This window comes from Streptococcus infantis (genome assembly GCF_047465035.1).
GTDB classification, from domain to species: Bacteria; Bacillota; Bacilli; order Lactobacillales; family Streptococcaceae; genus Streptococcus; species Streptococcus infantis_T.
Genome location: NZ_JASHAQ010000003.1, coordinates 18,523 through 36,514, shown reverse-complemented (window position 1 = coordinate 36,514; position 17,992 = coordinate 18,523). Strand labels below are relative to the sequence as shown.

The 17,992-nt window shown below is 39.1% G+C and carries 12 protein-coding genes; 6 read left to right on the top strand and 6 right to left on the bottom strand.

Annotation, left to right across the window (positions count from 1 at the left end; genetic code table 11):
• Nucleotides 1–71: 71 nt before the first annotated feature.
• Entirely contained in the window at nt 72–287 is a 216-nt protein-coding gene (locus tag QM406_RS01770) for a hypothetical protein (RefSeq protein ID WP_001140700.1), read from the top strand.
• A gap of 458 nt (nt 288–745) precedes the next feature.
• Here the strand turns inward: QM406_RS01770 and QM406_RS01765 are convergent, their stop codons facing one another.
• Both QM406_RS01765 and QM406_RS01760 read right to left on the bottom strand, forming a co-directional pair.
• Complete coding sequence (locus QM406_RS01765) at nt 746–1,486, bottom strand: amino acid ABC transporter ATP-binding protein (RefSeq protein WP_000081949.1); 741 nt, start codon at nt 1,484–1,486, stop codon at nt 746–748.
• The gene (locus QM406_RS01760) at nt 1,486–3,051 is read right to left on the bottom strand and encodes an ABC transporter substrate-binding protein/permease (protein WP_414273240.1); all 1,566 of its coding nucleotides are present in this window, start codon (nt 3,049–3,051) and stop codon (nt 1,486–1,488) included. The genes QM406_RS01765 and QM406_RS01760 overlap by 1 nt, the downstream gene beginning before the upstream one ends.
• A gap of 130 nt (nt 3,052–3,181) precedes the next feature.
• On the opposite strand from QM406_RS01760, the gene QM406_RS01755 reads away from it, so the two are divergent.
• Both QM406_RS01755 and QM406_RS01750 read left to right on the top strand, forming a co-directional pair.
• A complete protein-coding gene (locus QM406_RS01755; RefSeq protein ID WP_414273239.1) occupies nt 3,182–5,074 on the top strand; it encodes a DUF2207 family protein in 1,893 nt (630 codons plus the stop codon).
• 61 nt (nt 5,075–5,135) lie between these two features.
• Nucleotides 5,136–5,981, top strand: coding sequence for an undecaprenyl-diphosphate phosphatase (locus QM406_RS01750; protein WP_153225776.1), 846 nt, complete (start codon nt 5,136–5,138; stop codon nt 5,979–5,981).
• 34 nt (nt 5,982–6,015) lie between these two features.
• Here the strand turns inward: QM406_RS01750 and dinB are convergent, their stop codons facing one another.
• Nucleotides 6,016–7,077 (bottom strand): DNA polymerase IV, encoded by a 1,062-nt coding sequence (gene dinB, locus QM406_RS01745; RefSeq protein WP_153225775.1) that lies wholly within the window; start codon nt 7,075–7,077, stop codon nt 6,016–6,018.
• A 237-nt stretch (nt 7,078–7,314) separates the two neighbouring features.
• On the opposite strand from dinB, the gene pflB reads away from it, so the two are divergent.
• Together pflB and QM406_RS01735 are read left to right on the top strand one after the other, a co-directional pair.
• Entirely contained in the window at nt 7,315–9,630 is a 2,316-nt protein-coding gene (gene pflB / locus QM406_RS01740) for a formate C-acetyltransferase (RefSeq protein WP_000260625.1), read from the top strand.
• 404 nt (nt 9,631–10,034) lie between these two features.
• The gene (locus QM406_RS01735; RefSeq protein WP_414273238.1) at nt 10,035–12,137 is read left to right on the top strand and encodes an AAA family ATPase; all 2,103 of its coding nucleotides are present in this window, start codon (nt 10,035–10,037) and stop codon (nt 12,135–12,137) included.
• A gap of 55 nt (nt 12,138–12,192) precedes the next feature.
• On the opposite strand, the gene QM406_RS01730 is transcribed toward QM406_RS01735, so the two are convergent.
• Nucleotides 12,193–12,675 carry an S-ribosylhomocysteine lyase gene (locus tag QM406_RS01730; protein ID WP_000032544.1) on the bottom strand — a complete coding sequence of 161 codons (483 nt, stop codon included), beginning with the start codon at nt 12,673–12,675 and terminating at the stop codon, nt 12,193–12,195.
• 202 nt (nt 12,676–12,877) lie between these two features.
• On the opposite strand from QM406_RS01730, the gene QM406_RS01725 reads away from it, so the two are divergent.
• A complete protein-coding gene (locus tag QM406_RS01725; protein ID WP_248034647.1) occupies nt 12,878–14,860 on the top strand; it encodes a peptide ABC transporter substrate-binding protein in 1,983 nt (660 codons plus the stop codon).
• Nucleotides 14,861–15,199: 339 nt separating this feature from the next.
• Here QM406_RS01725 and pbp1a read toward each other — a convergent pair whose 3' ends face one another.
• Together pbp1a and recU are read right to left on the bottom strand one after the other, a co-directional pair.
• Nucleotides 15,200–17,362 (bottom strand): penicillin-binding protein PBP1A, encoded by a 2,163-nt coding sequence (pbp1a, locus tag QM406_RS01720; RefSeq protein ID WP_414273237.1) that lies wholly within the window; start codon nt 17,360–17,362, stop codon nt 15,200–15,202.
• Nucleotides 17,359–17,955 (bottom strand): Holliday junction resolvase RecU, encoded by a 597-nt coding sequence (gene recU, locus QM406_RS01715; RefSeq protein WP_414273236.1) that lies wholly within the window; start codon nt 17,953–17,955, stop codon nt 17,359–17,361. Before recU ends, pbp1a begins: the two co-directional genes overlap by 4 nt.
• Between the last annotated feature and the right edge of the window lie 37 nt (nt 17,956–17,992).

Here is a 17,992-nt window from a genome sequence, read left to right as displayed (position 1 = left end):
GTTTTTTTATTGACAAATGCCATAAAAACGTATACAATTAAATATCGTAAAGAATAAAATAGGAGAAAAACATGGCTAAGACTAACTTTGAAAAAGTAGAATCAGTTGTTAGCTGGGTTCGTGATAAGAAGATCACTGGTTATCGTATTTCTAAAGAAACGAATGCACGTGAAATGTCTATCATTGCTCTAGCTCAAGGACGTGCAAAAGTTAAAAATATTTCCTTTGAAACAGCCCTTGGATTAATTGATTTCTATGAAAAAAATCATGAAAAATTTGAAGATTAATCTTTGGATACAAGCAGACTCTAATTAGGGTCTGCTTTTATTTATGGAACGGCGAAATAGCCATGCTATGACCTACTCAACAAATCTATTTGTTAGAATGAGCTAGGTTGACAGGGAGCTGAGTGATCTCATACTCTTCGAAAATCAAATTCAAACCACGTCAGCTTCGCCTTGCCGTACTCAAGTACAGCCTGCGGCTCGCTTCCTAGTTTGCTCTTTGATTTTCATTGAGTATCACTCATGAAAATCAAATAAAAGATTAGGAATATAGCTACAAGCAATACTTGCTCAGGAAACAGAAGAAGGGATAAAGCTGATTTTTAAAGTATATAAAAAGAGGTCGGGATAAAAAACTCCGACCTTGATTTTTATGTTTATGAGCTTTTGACTCAATGTTGATTGGGGATTGAATAGGAAAACAACTCTTGGTTTAAGAGGTTTATCCAACCGCTTTTGTCTTATCCTAAATAGCGTTGTAAAAATTCTCTTGTACGTTCCTCTTTAGGATTTGTAAATAAATCTTCAGGTTTACCTTCTTCTGCAATCACACCTTTGTCCATAAAGATGACACGGTGTGATACGTCACGAGCAAATTCCATTTCGTGGGTTACAACGATCATTGTCAAGCCTTCTTGAGCTAGTTCTTGCATGATTTTAAGAACTTCACCGACCATTTCAGGGTCAAGGGCTGAAGTAGGCTCGTCAAAGAGAATGGCATCAGGATTCATGGAAAGTGCACGAGCAATGGCTACACGTTGCTTTTGACCACCAGAAAGTTGTTTTGGTTTAGCTTGCCAGTAGCGCTCTCCCATTCCAACCTTTTCAAGGTTTTCTTTAGCAATTTTCTCTGCTTCTGATCGTTCACGTTTGAGAACGGTTGTCTGTGCAACAATTGTATTTTCAAGAACGTTGAGATTTTCAAAGAGGTTAAAGGATTGGAAAACCATGCCTAGTTTTTCACGATAGTGAGTGAGGTTATACCCTTTTTCAAGTACGTTTTCACCGTGATAAAGGATTTCACCTTCAGTTGGTGTTTCGAGAAGGTTGATAGAACGTAGGAAGGTTGATTTACCACTACCGGAACTACCGATGATAGAAATCACTTCTCCTTTATGAATAGTTAAAGAGATGTCTTTTAGGACCTCGTTTTGCCCGTAGGATTTTTTGAGGTGTTTGATTTCAAGGATTGGTTGACTCATTATTTCAAATCCTCCGTTTGCATTTGGTTAGCACCTGTTGTATAAGTATCCATATCCATACGTTTTTCGATGAAGCGTAGGATACGCGTTACTGTGAAGGTGAGGACAAAGTAGATAACTGCGATGATGGTAAAGGTTTGGAAGTACTGGTAGGTTTGTGTTGCCACCGTGTTTCCCGAGAAGTAAAGTTCTACAACAGAGATAACGTTCAATACAGAAGTATCCTTGATGTTGATGACGAACTCATTACCAGTCGCTGGTAGAATATTTCGAACAACTTGAGGCAAAACAATCTTACGCATGGTCTGGTTATGAGTCATACCAAGTGCAGTTGCTGCTTCAAATTGTCCCTTATCAACAGCTAGGATACCACCACGAACAATTTCAGTCATGTAAGCACCAGTGTTGATTGAAACGATAAAGATAGCAGCTAGCGTACGGTCTAGGTTGATTCCGAAAGCTTGAGCAGTTCCATAGTAGATAACCATAGATTGTACAATCATAGGTGTTCCACGGAAAATTTCGATATAGATATTGAGAATCCAACCGATTAGTTTTTGGATACCAAAGATAAATTGGTTTTCAGATAGAGGTGCAGTACGGAAAACACCGATAGCAAGACCGATAGTGAGACCAACGATGGTACCGATAATTGAAATGAGAAGGGTAATACCAGCACCACGCAAGAGTTGTTGCCAGTTTTCAGTCAGAATTTTAGCGACTTGACCAAAGAAATTACTGTTGCTTTCTTCTGTCGTTGTAGATTCTGCTGGCTGCTCTTTGATCATACGATCCATGAGCGCAACTTGTTCATCTTTAGAAATGGTTTCAATACTGGCATTGATTTGGCTGATACGGTCATCATCTTTACGAAGTCCAATAGCGATAGATGTATCTTCTTCACCAGTTTTAAAACCAGGTTCAGGCTGAATCATTTTGAACTTAGCGTTTGCTGATTCGGCGGTGAGAGCTTCTGGTCGTTCAGAAACATAGGCATCAATGACACCAGCTTCAAGAGCTTGACGCATTTGGGCGAAATCTCCCATGGCAGTTTCCTTCTGAGCGCCTGAGATTTGTGAAATCAAATCATAAAGGTAAACACCTTGTTGAGAAGTGATTTTTGCTCCGCTAAAGTCCTCTAGTGATTTGGCGTTTGCATAGGCAGAATCCTTTTTGACCAAAAGTACTGGTTCGCTAGTATAGTAGCTGCTTGAAAATGCAATTTCTTGTTTGCGTTCAGCAGTTGGGCTCATACCTGCAATGATCATATCAATCTTACCAGAAGTAAGGGCTGGAACAAGTCCTTCCCACTTGGTTTTAACAACCAAGGGCTCTTTGCCTAGGTCCTTAGCAATCTTTTTAGCTATTTGGACGTCGTAACCATTAGCATATTGGTTGGTTCCATCGATTTTGACAGCGCCGTTACTGTCGTCATCTTGAGTCCAGTTAAAGGGTGCGTAGGCTGCCTCCATACCGATGCGTAAATATTCATCGGCTTGGACCTGGCTAACTAGTCCTAAAGTAAGGGCCAGGCTAGCAAGGATAGTTAAGCATAATTTTTTCATGTTTTCTCCTATTTCTAGTCTAAAATTGCTTCTCTCTATTGTATCGAAAATTAGCAAGTTTTTCAATCCTAGTAAACCCTTACTTGGAAAAAAATGATATAATGATAAAAAGGTCAAAAGAGGCTATATTATGAAAAAAAGATGGTTAATAGTACTTATATTTACTTGTCTGATAATTGTTCCAAAATTGGTTTTTGCCGTGGATTTCAGCATTCCATCCTATAAAGGAGAACTGTATATTCATGCAGACAATACAGCGGAATTTAGGCAGAAGATAGTTTACCAGTTCGAGGATGATTTTAATGGCCAAATCGTGGGTCTTGGTCGTGCAGGCAAGATGCCTAGCGGATTTGAAATTGATCCTCATCCAAAGGTTGAGGCCTTTAAAAATGGTCATAAAATCGAAAATCTTACTAGCGAAGTGACAGAAGAAACGAATGGTTATACTGTTAAAGTTTATAATCCAGGTCAGGAAGGGGATAGGGTTGAAGTGGAACTTACCTGGCATTTGAAAAACCTTCTTTTCTTGTATAATGATATCGCTGAATTAAATTGGCAACCCTTAACAGATAGTTCAGAATCTATTGAAAAATTTGAGTTTCATGTGATGGGAGATAATGGGGCCGAAAAACTCTTTTTCCACACAGGGCAACTCTATAGAGAGGGAAGGATTGAACAGAGTGGTCATGACTATACGATTCGTTTCGACAATCTTCCGTCTAAGCGCGGAGTTGAGTTGCATGCCTACTGGCCTCGAACTGATTTTGCTAGCGCTACAGATCAGGGCTTAAAAGGGAATCGTTTAGAAGAGTTTAATAAGATAGAAGACTCGATTGTTAGAGAAAAAGATCAGAGTAAACAACTCGTTACTTGGGTGTTTCCTTCAATACTTTCCATCTCCTTGTTATTGAGTATCTGCTTCTATTTTATCTATAGAAGAAAAACCACTCCTTCCGTCAAATATGCCAAGAATCATCGTCTCTATGAACCGCCGATGGAATTAGAGCCTATGGTTTTATCTGAAGCCGTTTACTCGACCTCCTTGGAGGAAGTGAGTCCTCTAACCAAAGGAGCAGGAAAATTCACCTTTGACCAACTTATTCAGGCTACCTTACTAGATGTAATCGACCGTGGTAATGTCTCTATTATTTCAGAAGGAGATGCAGTTACTTTAAGGTTGGTAAAAGAAGATGGCTTGGCAAGCTTTGAGAGGACCTGTCTAAATCTGGCCTTTTCAGGTAAAAAAGACGTTGCTGTTTCCGATTTGTTTGCAGATTATAAGGTCTCTGAGAGCCTTTACCGTGGAGCGAAAGCTACTGATGAAAAACGGATTCAAACAAAAGGCTGTAAGCTCAAATATTCTTTTGAAAGAGCATTGAAAGAGATGCAAGAAGGGGTGAAGGACCGAGTCTCTTTCTTGGGGCTACCAGCTTATTATCGTCCCTTGACTAGCGTGGAAAAGGTCTTACAAGTGAGCATGGGTGTTTCTACTATTTTCCCACTAATCATCGGATTTGGTTTGTTCTTGTACAGCTTGGACGTTCATGGCTATCTTTATTTCCCCTTGCCAATACTTGGCTTAATAGGTTTAGTTTTGGCTGCTTTCTACTATTGGAAGATTCGACTAGATAATCGTGATGGTGTCCTAAATGAAGCAGGAGCAGAAGTCTACTATCTCTGGACCAGTTTTGAAAATATGTTACGTGAGATTGCACAACTTGATCAGGTTGAATTGGAAAGTATTGTTGTCTGGAATCGCCTATTGGTATATGCAACCTTATTTGGCTATGCTGATAAGGTTAGCCGTTTGATGAAGGTGCATCAGATTCAAGTGGAAAATCCAGATATCAATCTCTATGTAGCTTATGGCTGGCACAGTATGTTTTATCATTCAACAGCGCAAATGAGCCATTATGCCAGTGTCGCAAATACGGCAAGTACTTACTCAGTATCTTCTAGTAGTGGAAGTTCTGGTGGTGGATTCTCTGGAGGCGGTGGTGGCGGTAGCATCGGTGCCTTTTAAAGAAAACTAAACACAGTTTATAAAAGTATGATATAATGGAGGATAGAAAAAGGAGTTATCTATGTATCTTATTGAAATTTTAAAATCTATCTTTTTTGGTATTGTTGAAGGAATTACGGAATGGTTGCCGATTTCAAGTACAGGTCACTTGATTTTAGCAGAAGAATTTATCCAATATAAAGACCAGAGTGAAGCCTTCATGTCTATGTTTAACGTAGTGATTCAACTGGGTGCTATCCTAGCCGTTATGGTTATCTACTTTAACAAACTTAATCCTTTCAAACCAGGTAAGGATAAAGTGGAAATCCGTAGAACTTGGCAGTTATGGTCCAAAGTTTTTGTAGCGACTCTTCCTCTTCTTTTAGTCTTTAAGTTTGATGATTGGTTTGATACTCACTTCCATAATATGGTTTCAGTAGCCATTATGTTGATTGTTTATGGGGTTGCCTTTATTTATCTTGAAAAACGCAACAAAGCGCAAGCAATTGAGCCAACAGTCACAGAGCTAGACAAGTTGCCTTATAAAACGGCCCTCTATATCGGACTTTTCCAAGTCTTGGCTCTTTTACCAGGGACTAGCCGTTCGGGAGCAACTATCGTCGGTGGTTTGTTAAATGGAACCAGTCGTTCGGTGGTAACTGAGTTTACCTTCTACCTAGGAATTCCAGTTATGTTTGGAGCCAGTGCTTTGAAGATTTTTAAATTCATCAAAGCAGGAGAAGTCTTGAGCTTTGGTCAATTTTTCTTACTTTTAGTTGCCATGGTAGTCGCTTTTGCAGTCAGCATGATCGCTATTCGTTTCTTGACCAGCTATGTGAAAAAACACGACTTTACGATGTTTGGTAAATACCGTATTGTCCTTGGTAGTATCTTGATACTTTATAGCTTTGTACGATTATTTGTATAAGAAAAAAACCTTGAGGGAAGCTTCCTTCAAGGTTTTAAAATCCAGTCACAGTGATACCCAATAAGCGAACGTCTTTATCTTTATCTGTCAGAGATTCGTAAAGTTGGATAGCCATTTGTGAAATAGTTTCAGCATCTTGGATCTTTTGAGATAAGCTTTTCCGCTTAGTCATTGTAGAGAAGTCAGCATAGCGGATTTTTAAAATAATAATCTTTCCAGATTTTTCATGTTTTTGAAGACTTAGGGCAACTCTTTCCGAAAGGAGAGTTAGCTCTTTTTTGATATCCTCTTCTAGATTGAGAATCTTACTATAAGTTTTTTCTTTTCCGATAGACTTACGAATGCGATTGGATTTGACGGGAGAATTATCAATGCCACGAGCCTTGCGATACAGGTCAAAACCGAGTCGACCAAAACGATCAATGAGACTAATTTCAGAAATATTTAAAAGATCAGCACCTGTAAATACCCCCATTTGATGCAATTTCTCAACTGTTTTCTTACCTACACCATGGAATTTAGCGATATCCATTTGTTTGAGAAAATCTTCAGCTTCATCAGGGAGAATAATTGTCAGACCTCGAGGTTTTTGGTAATCGCTGGCTATTTTAGCTAAGAATTTATTATAAGACACACCAGCAGAAGCGGTCAGATGAAGTTCTTGCCAAATATCTTGTTGAATTAGTCGAGCGATTTTAACAGCTGACTTGATACCGAGTTTGTTTTCAGTCACGTCTAGATAAGCTTCATCAATACTCATAGGCTCGATATTATCCGTATAACGTTTGAAAATAGCTCGAATCTGTTGACCGACAGCAGTATATTTTTCGTAGTTTCCAGAAATGAAAACAGCTTGAGGGCAACGTTCATAGGCTTCTTTAGAACTCATAGCTGAGTGGATGCCAAAGACTCGCGCTTCATAACTACAGGTAGAAACAACTCCTCGACCACCAGTTTTTCTAGGGTCACTGCCAATCACAACTGGCTTCCCTTTAAGTTTGGGATTGTCGCGAATTTCAACAGCAGCAAAAAAGGCATCCATGTCAATATGGATGATTTTACGAGATAAATCATTCATTAGTGGAAAAATCAACATGGAGAAACCTCTCAGTGCTAGTTTGTTTAATTTTATTATACTCTTTTTCTGAAAAAATGAAAATCAAAATAACCTCTTTCAAAAATATAATACAGTTTGTAGCAAATTTTGAACTGTATTAGAAAAGAAAGTGTTAAAAAAGTGAGTTTTTAGTTGTTGAAATCGTTTACTGTGTGTTATACTGAATACATGAATGTAACAGATGACTGTTACTAGAAAGAAAAAAGAGGAATTAACATGGTTGTTAAGACAGTTGTTGAAGCACAGGACATTTTTGACAAAGCCTGGGAAGGCTTTAAAGGTGTTGACTGGAAAGAAAAAGCAAGTGTATCACGCTTTGTACAAGCTAACTACACACCTTATGATGGAGATGAAAGCTTCCTTGCAGGACCAACAGAACGTTCACTCCACATCAAAAAAATCGTAGAAGAAACTAAAGCACACTACGAAGAAACTCGTTTCCCAATGGACACTCGTCCAACTTCTATTGCTGATATTCCTGCTGGATTTATCGACAAAGAAAACGAATTGATTTATGGTATCCAAAATGATGAACTCTTCAAATTGAACTTCATGCCAAAAGGTGGTATCCGTATGGCTGAAACTACTTTGAAAGAAAATGGATACGAGCCAGATCCAGCTGTTCACGAAATTTTCACTAAATACGTAACAACTGTTAACGATGGTATCTTCCGTGCTTACACTTCAAACATTCGTCGTGCTCGTCACGCTCACACTGTAACTGGTCTTCCAGATGCATACTCACGTGGACGTATCATCGGTGTTTATGCACGTCTTGCTCTTTACGGTGCAGACTACTTGATGCAAGAAAAAGTTAACGACTGGAACTCAATCGAAGAAATCGATGAAGAAACAATCCGTCTTCGTGAAGAAATCAACCTTCAATATCAAGCATTGCAACAAGTTGTACGCTTGGGTGATCTTTACGGAGTTGATGTTCGTAAACCAGCGATGAACGTTAAAGAAGCTATTCAATGGGTTAACATCGCTTTCATGTCTGTCTGCCGTGTTATCAACGGTGCTGCTACATCTCTAGGACGTGTGCCAATCGTATTGGATATCTTTGCAGAACGTGACCTTGCTCGTGGTACATTTACTGAATCAGAAATCCAAGAATTTGTTGATGATTTCGTTATGAAACTTCGTACAGTTAAATTTGCTCGTACAAAAGCTTATGACCAATTGTACTCAGGTGACCCAACCTTCATCACAACTTCTATGGCAGGTATGGGTAACGACGGTCGTCACCGTGTTACTAAGATGGACTACCGTTTCTTGAACACTCTTGACAACATCGGTAACTCTCCAGAACCAAACTTGACAGTTCTTTGGACTGACAAATTGCCATACAACTTCCGTCGCTACTGTATGCACATGAGCCACAAACACTCTTCAATCCAATATGAAGGTGTTACAACAATGGCTAAAGATGGATATGGTGAAATGAGCTGTATCTCATGTTGTGTATCTCCACTTGACCCAGAAAACGAAGAACAACGTCACAACATCCAGTACTTCGGTGCTCGCGTTAACGTTCTTAAAGCTCTTCTTACTGGTTTGAACGGTGGTTACGATGATGTTCATAAAGACTACAAAGTATTTGATATCGAACCAATCCGTGATGAAGTTCTTGAATTCGAATCAGTTAAAGCTAACTTTGAAAAATCTCTTGACTGGTTGACTGACACTTACGTAGATGCTTTGAACATCATCCACTACATGACTGATAAGTACAACTACGAAGCTGTTCAAATGGCCTTCTTGCCAACTAAACAACGTGCAAACATGGGATTCGGTATCTGTGGATTCGCTAACACTGTTGATACATTGTCAGCTATCAAGTACGCTACAGTTAAACCAATCCGTGATGAAAATGGCTACATCTACGATTACGAAACAATCGGTGAATACCCACGTTGGGGTGAAGATGACCCACGTTCAAACGAATTGGCAGAATGGTTGATCGAAGCTTACACAACTCGTCTACGTAGCCACAAACTTTACAAGAATGCAGAAGCTACTGTATCACTTTTGACAATCACATCTAACGTTGCTTACTCTAAACAAACTGGTAACTCACCAGTTCACAAAGGTGTATACCTCAACGAAGATGGTTCAGTGAACTTGTCTAAATTGGAATTCTTCTCACCAGGTGCTAACCCATCTAACAAAGCTAAAGGTGGATGGTTGCAAAACTTGAACTCACTTGCTAGCCTTGACTTTGGTTACGCAGCTGATGGTATCTCATTGACAACTCAAGTATCACCACGTGCCCTTGGTAAAACTCGTGACGAACAAGTTGATAACTTGGTAACAATCCTTGATGGTTACTTCGAAAACGGTGGACAACACGTTAACTTGAACGTTATGGACTTGAACGATGTTTACGAAAAGATCATGTCAGGTGAAGACGTAATCGTACGTATCTCTGGATACTGTGTAAACACTAAATACCTCACTCCAGAACAAAAAACTGAATTGACACAACGTGTCTTCCACGAAGTTCTTTCAATGGATGACGCATTGAGCTAAGATTCATAAATAATAAATCAAAAACCAGTCACTTTGACTGGTTTTTTTGCTATAAAAAAATATTTTAAAAAAGTTAGTCAAATTTGGTCAAATATATTGACTAATACTGACCAAAGTGATATACTAAGAACATAAGGATAAGGAAATCCTTAGAAAACCTTGATTTTAAGGTGATTGTGTAATTTATCTTAAGGTCAAAGTATGGGTAAAACCTAGAAAAGAGGTACAACCTATGGTTAACATTAGTATTTTTAGAAGTCCAATCGAAAAACCTGTATTGGATAAAGAAAAACCTGAAATTATACGTAGAGTAGCAAATAGCTAGTCTAAATTTTTTGAAACAAAGGTCAGAGAAAGTCAAATTATTTTGACAAGTAAATTTGAAAACAAACGAGGTATGAAATATGAATAACAACTTTAATAACTTTAACAATATGGATGATTTATTTAACCAATTGATGGGCGGTATGCGTGGATATAGTTCTGAAAATCGTCGTTACTTGATTAACGGTCGTGAGGTAACTCCGGAAGAGTTCGCGATTTACCGTCAAACTGGTCAACTTCCAAGTGAAGGAAGTGATCAAGCACAGTATGTTCAAGGTAAAGCCATGAAACAAGATGGTATTCTTGCAAAACTTGGACGTAACTTAACAGCTGAAGCCCGTGAAGGTAAGTTAGATCCAGTTATTGGACGTAATAAGGAAATTCAAGAAACATCTGAAATTCTTTCTCGTCGTACTAAGAACAATCCAGTTCTTGTCGGTGATGCTGGTGTTGGTAAAACTGCAGTAGTAGAAGGTTTGGCACAAGCCATTGTAAATGGTGATGTCCCAGCTGCTATCAAGAACAAGGAAATCATCTCAATTGATATTTCTGGACTTGAAGCAGGTACGCAATATCGTGGTAGCTTTGAAGAAAATATTCAAAACTTGGTAAAAGAAGTTAAAGAAGCTGGAAATATTATCCTTTTCTTCGACGAAATTCATCAAATCCTTGGTGCAGGTAGCACAGGGGATGGTCAAGGATCTAAGGGGCTTGCTGATATCTTGAAACCTGCTCTTTCACGTGGGGAATTAACAGTGATCGGTGCAACAACTCAAGATGAATACCGTAATACCATCTTGAAAAATGCTGCCCTTGCTCGTCGTTTCAACGAAGTGAAAGTAAATGCTCCATCTGCTGAAGATACTTTCAAGATTCTCCAAGGGATCCGTGATCTTTATCAACAACACCACAATGTTATCTTGCCAGATGAAGTATTGAAAGCTGCTGTTGATTATTCTGTTCAATATATTCCACAACGTAGCTTGCCTGATAAGGCTATCGACCTTGTCGATGTGACAGCTGCTCACTTGGCTGCACAACATCCAGTAACAGATGTGCATGCAGTGGAACATGAAATTGAAGAAGAAAAAGCTAAACAAGAAGCTGCAGCTGCTAAAGAAGATTACGAAGCAGCATTAAATGCAAAAGTTCGTATCGAAGAACTTGAAAAGCAAATTGCCAACCATACAGAAGATCACAAGGTTACAGCGACTGTTAATGACGTAGCTGAGTCTGTAGAACGTATGACAGGAATTCCAGTATCACAAATGGGTGCAACTGATATTGAACGTTTGAAAGATATGGGTCACCGTTTGCAAACTAAGGTTATTGGTCAAGATAAGGCTGTTGAAGCAGTAGCACGTGCCATCCGTCGGAACCGTGCAGGCTTTGACGAAGGGAATCGTCCAATCGGTAGCTTCCTCTTTGTAGGTCCTACTGGTGTTGGTAAGACTGAGTTAGCTAAACAATTGGCTCTTGATATGTTCGGTACTAAAGATGCCATTATCCGTTTGGACATGTCAGAATACAGCGACCGTACAGCCGTTTCTAAATTGATTGGTACAACAGCAGGTTATGTTGGTTACGATGATAATAACAATACCTTGACTGAACGTGTTCGCCGTAACCCTTACTCAATCGTCCTTCTTGACGAGATTGAAAAGGCAGATCCTCAAGTGATTACTCTTCTTCTTCAAGTATTGGATGATGGTCGTTTAACAGATGGTCAAGGTAACACAGTAAACTTCAAGAATACAGTGATTATCGCAACTTCAAATGCTGGCTTTGGTTATGAAGCCAACTTGACAGAAGATGCGGACAAACCAGAATTGATGGATCGTTTGAAACCTTACTTCCGTCCAGAATTCTTGAACCGTTTCAACGCTGTGATTGAATTCTCACACTTGAGCAAGGAAGACCTTTCTAAGATTGTCGATTTGATGTTGATTGATGTCAATAAGACACTTGCTAAGAAAGAAATCGACTTGGCGGTGAGCGAAGCTGCCAAAGAATACATGACTGAAGAAGGTTATGATGAAGTCATGGGTGTTCGTCCACTCCGTCGAGTAGTTGAACAACAAATCCGTGACAAAGTAACAGACTTCCATTTGGATAATCTTGATGCTAAACACCTTGAAGCCGACATGGAAGATGGTGTCTTGGTCATTCGTGAAAAAGCCTAAATCAAAGTTTTGCGAATCAAAAAAGGAACCAGTTGAAAAAACTGGTTCTTTTATGTTAAATGACATGACGTTCAAAGGCATCGTCTGAGATTCCTTGTTCAAGGATCAATTTTGCCCATTCCTTAGCTGAAAATAGGCTATGATCCTTGTAGTTACCACAAGATTCAATGGTTGTTCCTGGGACATCTTCCCAAGTTGTTGTTTCAGCGATTTCTTTGAGTGAATCCTTGATGACAGCAGCGATTTCTGCGCTAGTATGACGTCCCCACATAATCATATGGAAACCTGTACGACAGCCAAATGGTGAACAATCAATCATCCCGTCAATGCGAGTACGGATGAGTTTGGCCAAGAGGTGCTCTATCGTATGAAGACCAGCAGTAGGGATTGAGTCTTCGTTTGGTTGAACCAAGCGAATATCAAAGTTAGAAATGATATCTCCCTTAGGACCTGTTTCTTCTCCGATTAAACGGACATACGGTGCTTTAACAATGGTGTGATCGAGTTCAAAACTTTCAACAATAACTTCTTTTGACATGGTATTTCCTTTCAATTTTCTCTTTTCATTATATCATAAAGATTTGTTTGAGAACTGTCAATAAAAGAACTTTTTCTCAGTTGGTTTTTAGAAAAGTTTCTCATAAAAATGTTTTTAAATCAATTTGAAAAATTCTGAAAATTGTATTGACACTTGGCTGAAAAGGGATTATAATGTATAAAAAGTCAAAAAGGAGTTTATTATGAAATTTTCAAAAGTAATGGCCCTAGCAGGGGTGACTCTGTTAGCGTCTGGTGTTTTGGCAGCTTGTTCAGGTTCAGGCTCTAGTGCAAAGGGTGAGAAAACTTTTTCTTATGTTTATGAAACAGATCCAGATAGTCTCAACTATCTGACAACTGGTAAGGCTGCGGTTGCTAATATCACAAGTAATGTCGTTGACGGTTTGATGGAGAATGACCGCTACGGTAACTTCGTGCCATCTTTGGCAGAAGATTGGTCAGTGTCTAAAGACGGGTTGACTTACACTTACACAATCCGTAAAGATGCTAAGTGGTACACTTCTGAAGGCGAAGAGTATGCACCAGTTAAAGCGCAAGACTTTGTAACAGGTCTTAAGTATGCTGCTGACAATAAGTCAGAAGCCCTTTATCTTGTTCAAGAATCTATTAAAGGTTTGGATGCTTATGTAAAAGGTGAAGTTAAAGACTTCTCAGAAGTTGGAATCAAGGCTGTAGATGATCAAACAGTTCAATACACTTTGAACAAACCAGAAAGCTTCTGGAACTCTAAGACAACCATGGGAATTCTTGCACCAGTCAATGAAGAATTCCTTACTTCTAAAGGAAGTGACTTTGCTAAAGCAACAGATCCAAGCAGTATTCTTTACAACGGTCCTTTCTTGTTGAAATCATTGGTAGCAAAATCTTCAGTAGAATTTGAAAAGAATCCAAACTACTGGGATAAGGACAATGTTCATATTGATAAAGTAAAACTTTCATTCTGGGATGGTCAAGACAATAACAAACTTGCAGAAACCTTTAAAGATGGTGGTTTCTCAATGGCCCTTCTCTTCCCAACAAGTGGAAGCTACTCTGAACTTGAAAAAGAGTTTAAGGATAACATCGTTTATACAACACAAGATTCTACAACTTTCTTAGTCGGTACGAATATTGACCGTCAGTCTTACAAATATACTTCTAAGACTACAGACGAGCAAAAGACTTCAACTAAGAAAGCTCTTCTTAACAAAGACTTCCGTCAAGCCATCGCCTTTGGTTTTGATAGAACAGCTTATGCTTCTCAAGTTAATGGAGCAAGTGGAGCAAGCAAACTCCTTCGTAACTTGTTCGTACCACCAACATTTGTTCAAGCAGATGGTAAAAACTTTGGTGACTTAGTTAAGGAAAAATTAGTGACCTATGGTGATGAGTGGAAAGATGTTAATCTAGAAGACGCTCAAGACGGTCTTTACAATCCTGAAAAAGCAAAAGCAGAGTTTGCTAAGGCTAAGACAGCTCTCCAAGCGGAGGGTGTTCAATTCCCAATCCACTTGGATATGCCAGTTGACCAAACCAATACTACAAAAGTTCAACGTGTTCAATCATTGAAACAATCGCTTGAAGCAACATTAGGAACTGACAATGTCGTTATTGATATCCAACAACTTCAAAAAGATGAAGTTCTCAATGTCACTTACTTTGCAGAATCAGCTGCTGGGGAAGATTGGGACCTTTCAGATAACGTTGGTTGGTCTCCGGACTACATCGACCCATCTACATACCTTGATATCATCAAACCATCAGTAGGTGAAAATACTAAGACTTACCTAGGATTTGATTCAGGTACAAATAACGCTGCCGCCAAACAAGTTGGTTTGGAAGATTACGAAAAGATGGTTGTTGAAGCTGGAAATGAAGACACTGACGTTTCAAAACGTTATGATAAATATGCTGCAGCCCAAGCTTGGTTGACAGATAGTGCATTGATTATTCCAACAACTTCTAAAACTGGACGTCCAATGTTGTCTAAGATGGTACCATTCACCCTTCCATTTGCATACTCAGGTAACAAGGGTATGAGTGAAGCCCTCTTGTACAAGTACCTTGAACTTCAAGATAAACCAGTAACTGCTGATGAATATCAAAAAGCTCAAGATAAATGGAAGAAAGAAAAAGAAGAATCTAATAAAAAAGCGCAAGAAGATCTTGCAAATCATGTCAAATAAGAAAAAAGAGGCCGGACAAAAAGTCTGGTCTTTTGATATCATTGCTGAGACATCAGTTTGATATTTTGGTTATTAGTTCAAGCACTGCATTGAAGTAGTAGAACAGACATTCTAAGTCACGCTCCAGTATTACATAAAAGTAAGATATCTTTTATCTATAATTTTAAACAGTTTTCCCGACTATTTAACTTGTGTTTGGGATAAGGTTGCGATTGAGATATTAACCTGTTCAGTTGTTTCTCTACATATTTTTAAAAAGTTTGACCTGGTAGAAATTAAGATTCCACCATAAAAAACTGCATACAAAAAACTGAGAATAAATCCTCAGTTTTTTATATTTTATTGCTGCCCTTGTGTATTTTGTGGGGCTGGATTTTGTTGTTGACTATTTGTAGTTGTGTTTGGTACTGAGGCATTTGGATTGGTAGTGCCATTCGTATTATCATTCGAAGAGATTGGACTTTCAGTTGTTGAAGTTGTACTTGAACTTGAGCTCTCTGTTGTCGAACTTGCTTGAGTTGACTGTGGAATCCAGTTGTTACGAGCACCGTTCTTAAAGACGTATTCTCCGTTACGATACAAACCTTCAGGCATTGTCCAATCACCAGGATGATCATCCTCTGACAGATATCCCATCATTGAGCGGTAGATATTTGCAGCGACTCTAAATCCATCTCCTACGATTGGAGTAAGACGGTTTGAGTAACCAGTCCAAACGGCCATTGAATACTTACGGGTATATCCTACGAACATTTCATCTGGAGCAACATACCCAGTGTTCTTAATGTAGTTCTCAATTTCATCGTCTGTATAGTTTGAAGTACCAGTTTTACCAGCTTGTGGAAGCCATGACATGTAGGCTCCACGACCAGTTCCGTAAGTTAATACGGTTTTCATCATTTCTGTCATCATGTAGGCGGTTGTTTCCTTCATGGCGCGAGTACCTTGGTCTGAAAACTCTTTTGAACTGCCATCACTAAAGACAACTTTATTGATATACATTGGTTTGTGATAGATACCGCCGTTAGCAAAGGCAGCATAGGCAGCAGCCATTTTTTCACTACTTGCTCCGTACTGTTTATGAGATTCAACTGTATTACTTGAGATAGCATTTGCGTATACCATTGATGGGTAATCAATTCCTAAACCATTTAAGAAGGTCTTAGCATGGTCTAATCCAACTTTTTCAAGTGTTTTAACGGCTGGTACGTTACGAGATTGTTGAATTGCGTACTGGAGAGTGATATTTCCAAAGTAGGTCTTATCCCAGTTATAGACAGGAATGTCTGTTCCAGGATAGTTATAAGGGGCATCATTAATCGTTGCTGCAGTAGAGTCGAAGATTCCGTACTCAAGTGCAGGAGCGTAGTCTGTGATAGGTTTCATAGTAGAACCCCAGTCACGGTTTGTTTCGACGGCTTGGTTGATACCGAATGAAACATTACTTGATTGGTGTCTAGAACCAAGTTGAGCGATGACTTTACCATTTGTAACATCAACGATAGTAGAAGCAGCTTGAAGGTCATCATCTGGATAGTCAACATATTCGTCTGTATTGTAAACATCCCAAAGGCGTTTTTGTACCTCTTGGTCGACGTTTGTATAGACTTCCATACCTGTTGTTAATAGATTATAACCTGTCTCTTGCTCTACTTGGTCAATAACTTCTTTAAGATAGTTATCCATGTACTGTGGATAGCTATTAACAGATTTTAGACTTTGAAGTCCATCTGTGATTGGGGTATTGATTGCTGTTTCATATTGCTCGGCGGTAAGGTAGCCCTGCTTTTGCATTTCTGACAAAACGAGGTTTCGTCTTTCAAGGGCTGCTTCGGGATGAGAATAGGGATCGTATTGGTTTGGAGCCTGTGGCATACCTGCTAAGAGTGCAAGTTGTGGGATGGACAAGTCTTTGAGGTCCTTACCATAATAGTTTTCCGCAGCTGTCTGCATACCATAGTTACCATTTGACATGTAGACCTTATTGACGTAATAGGTCAAGATTTCTTGCTTAGTTGCAGTTCGCTCTAGCTGGATAGCCAACCAAGCCTCTTGAACTTTACGGGATAGGGTTTGATCAGCTGTTGATGTTGAAAAATAAGTCAGCTTAATTAACTGCTGGGTCAAGGTTGATCCCCCTTGAAGACCACCATTACTACTGAGGTTACGTAGGAAAGCTCCTGCTATTCGAATGCTATCAATTCCTCTGTGGTTAAAGAAGCGATGATCCTCGATAGAGACAATCGCATTGACAAGATCAGTAGGAATGTCACTACTTTGAGCATTGACACGACGTTCAGCACCTAAATCTGCGATGAGTTCATTTTTGCTATCATAAATTTTACTTGATGTAGTTGCAACAAGTTTGCTTTCAGAGAGTTCAGGAGCCTTGTTTGCATAGTGAAGAAATACACCACCGCCAAGTAGGAAAGCTACGATAAATAAGCTAATCGTAACAATGCTGAGGTATTTAACGATGCGCAAGATAGTTTGTTTGTTCATATTGTTTTACCACCTAGTAAATGTTGTTTGACTGTATCAAGGTAAGGAATTTGTGGAAAAGCAGACTGCTCAATCACATAACCGAATTCTTTGATATAGTCAAGCGGCATTGACTTTTTACCCATATCCTGATGATAAAAACGGATGAGGTCAAGTGCCGGCAATAAATACGTTTCTTGATAAGAAGAAAAATGAAGAAGGACAAAGCAAATCCCTTTTTGTTCAAGGACTTGTTCCATATGCCGAATCTGATGAGGATGGAAATTCTTCATCGGAATCGCATGTTTTTGCTTGGTTTCCTTGGCTTCGAAATCGATGTAAAACCCTTCATAAACTCCAGAATAATCGGTAGTTGATGCTTGTCTAAAATAAGCTTCAACAATCTTAGCCCGACTACGCTGAGGATAGTCTACGCGGACAATCTGAACAGGAGTTGGTTTTTTGTGGATAACAGCCAAACCGTGTGTCAGATAATACTCGTTTGTAGCATTGATCATCTTTTCAAAGGTCATCCCACGATTTGCGAAATTTTTAGTTTGTGAGGTGACTTCTTGTTTTTTTTTTGATGAAAGTTTATGAGGATAGTTGACCATAATTCTCCTTATTGGTACAATAACATCACTCTATTAT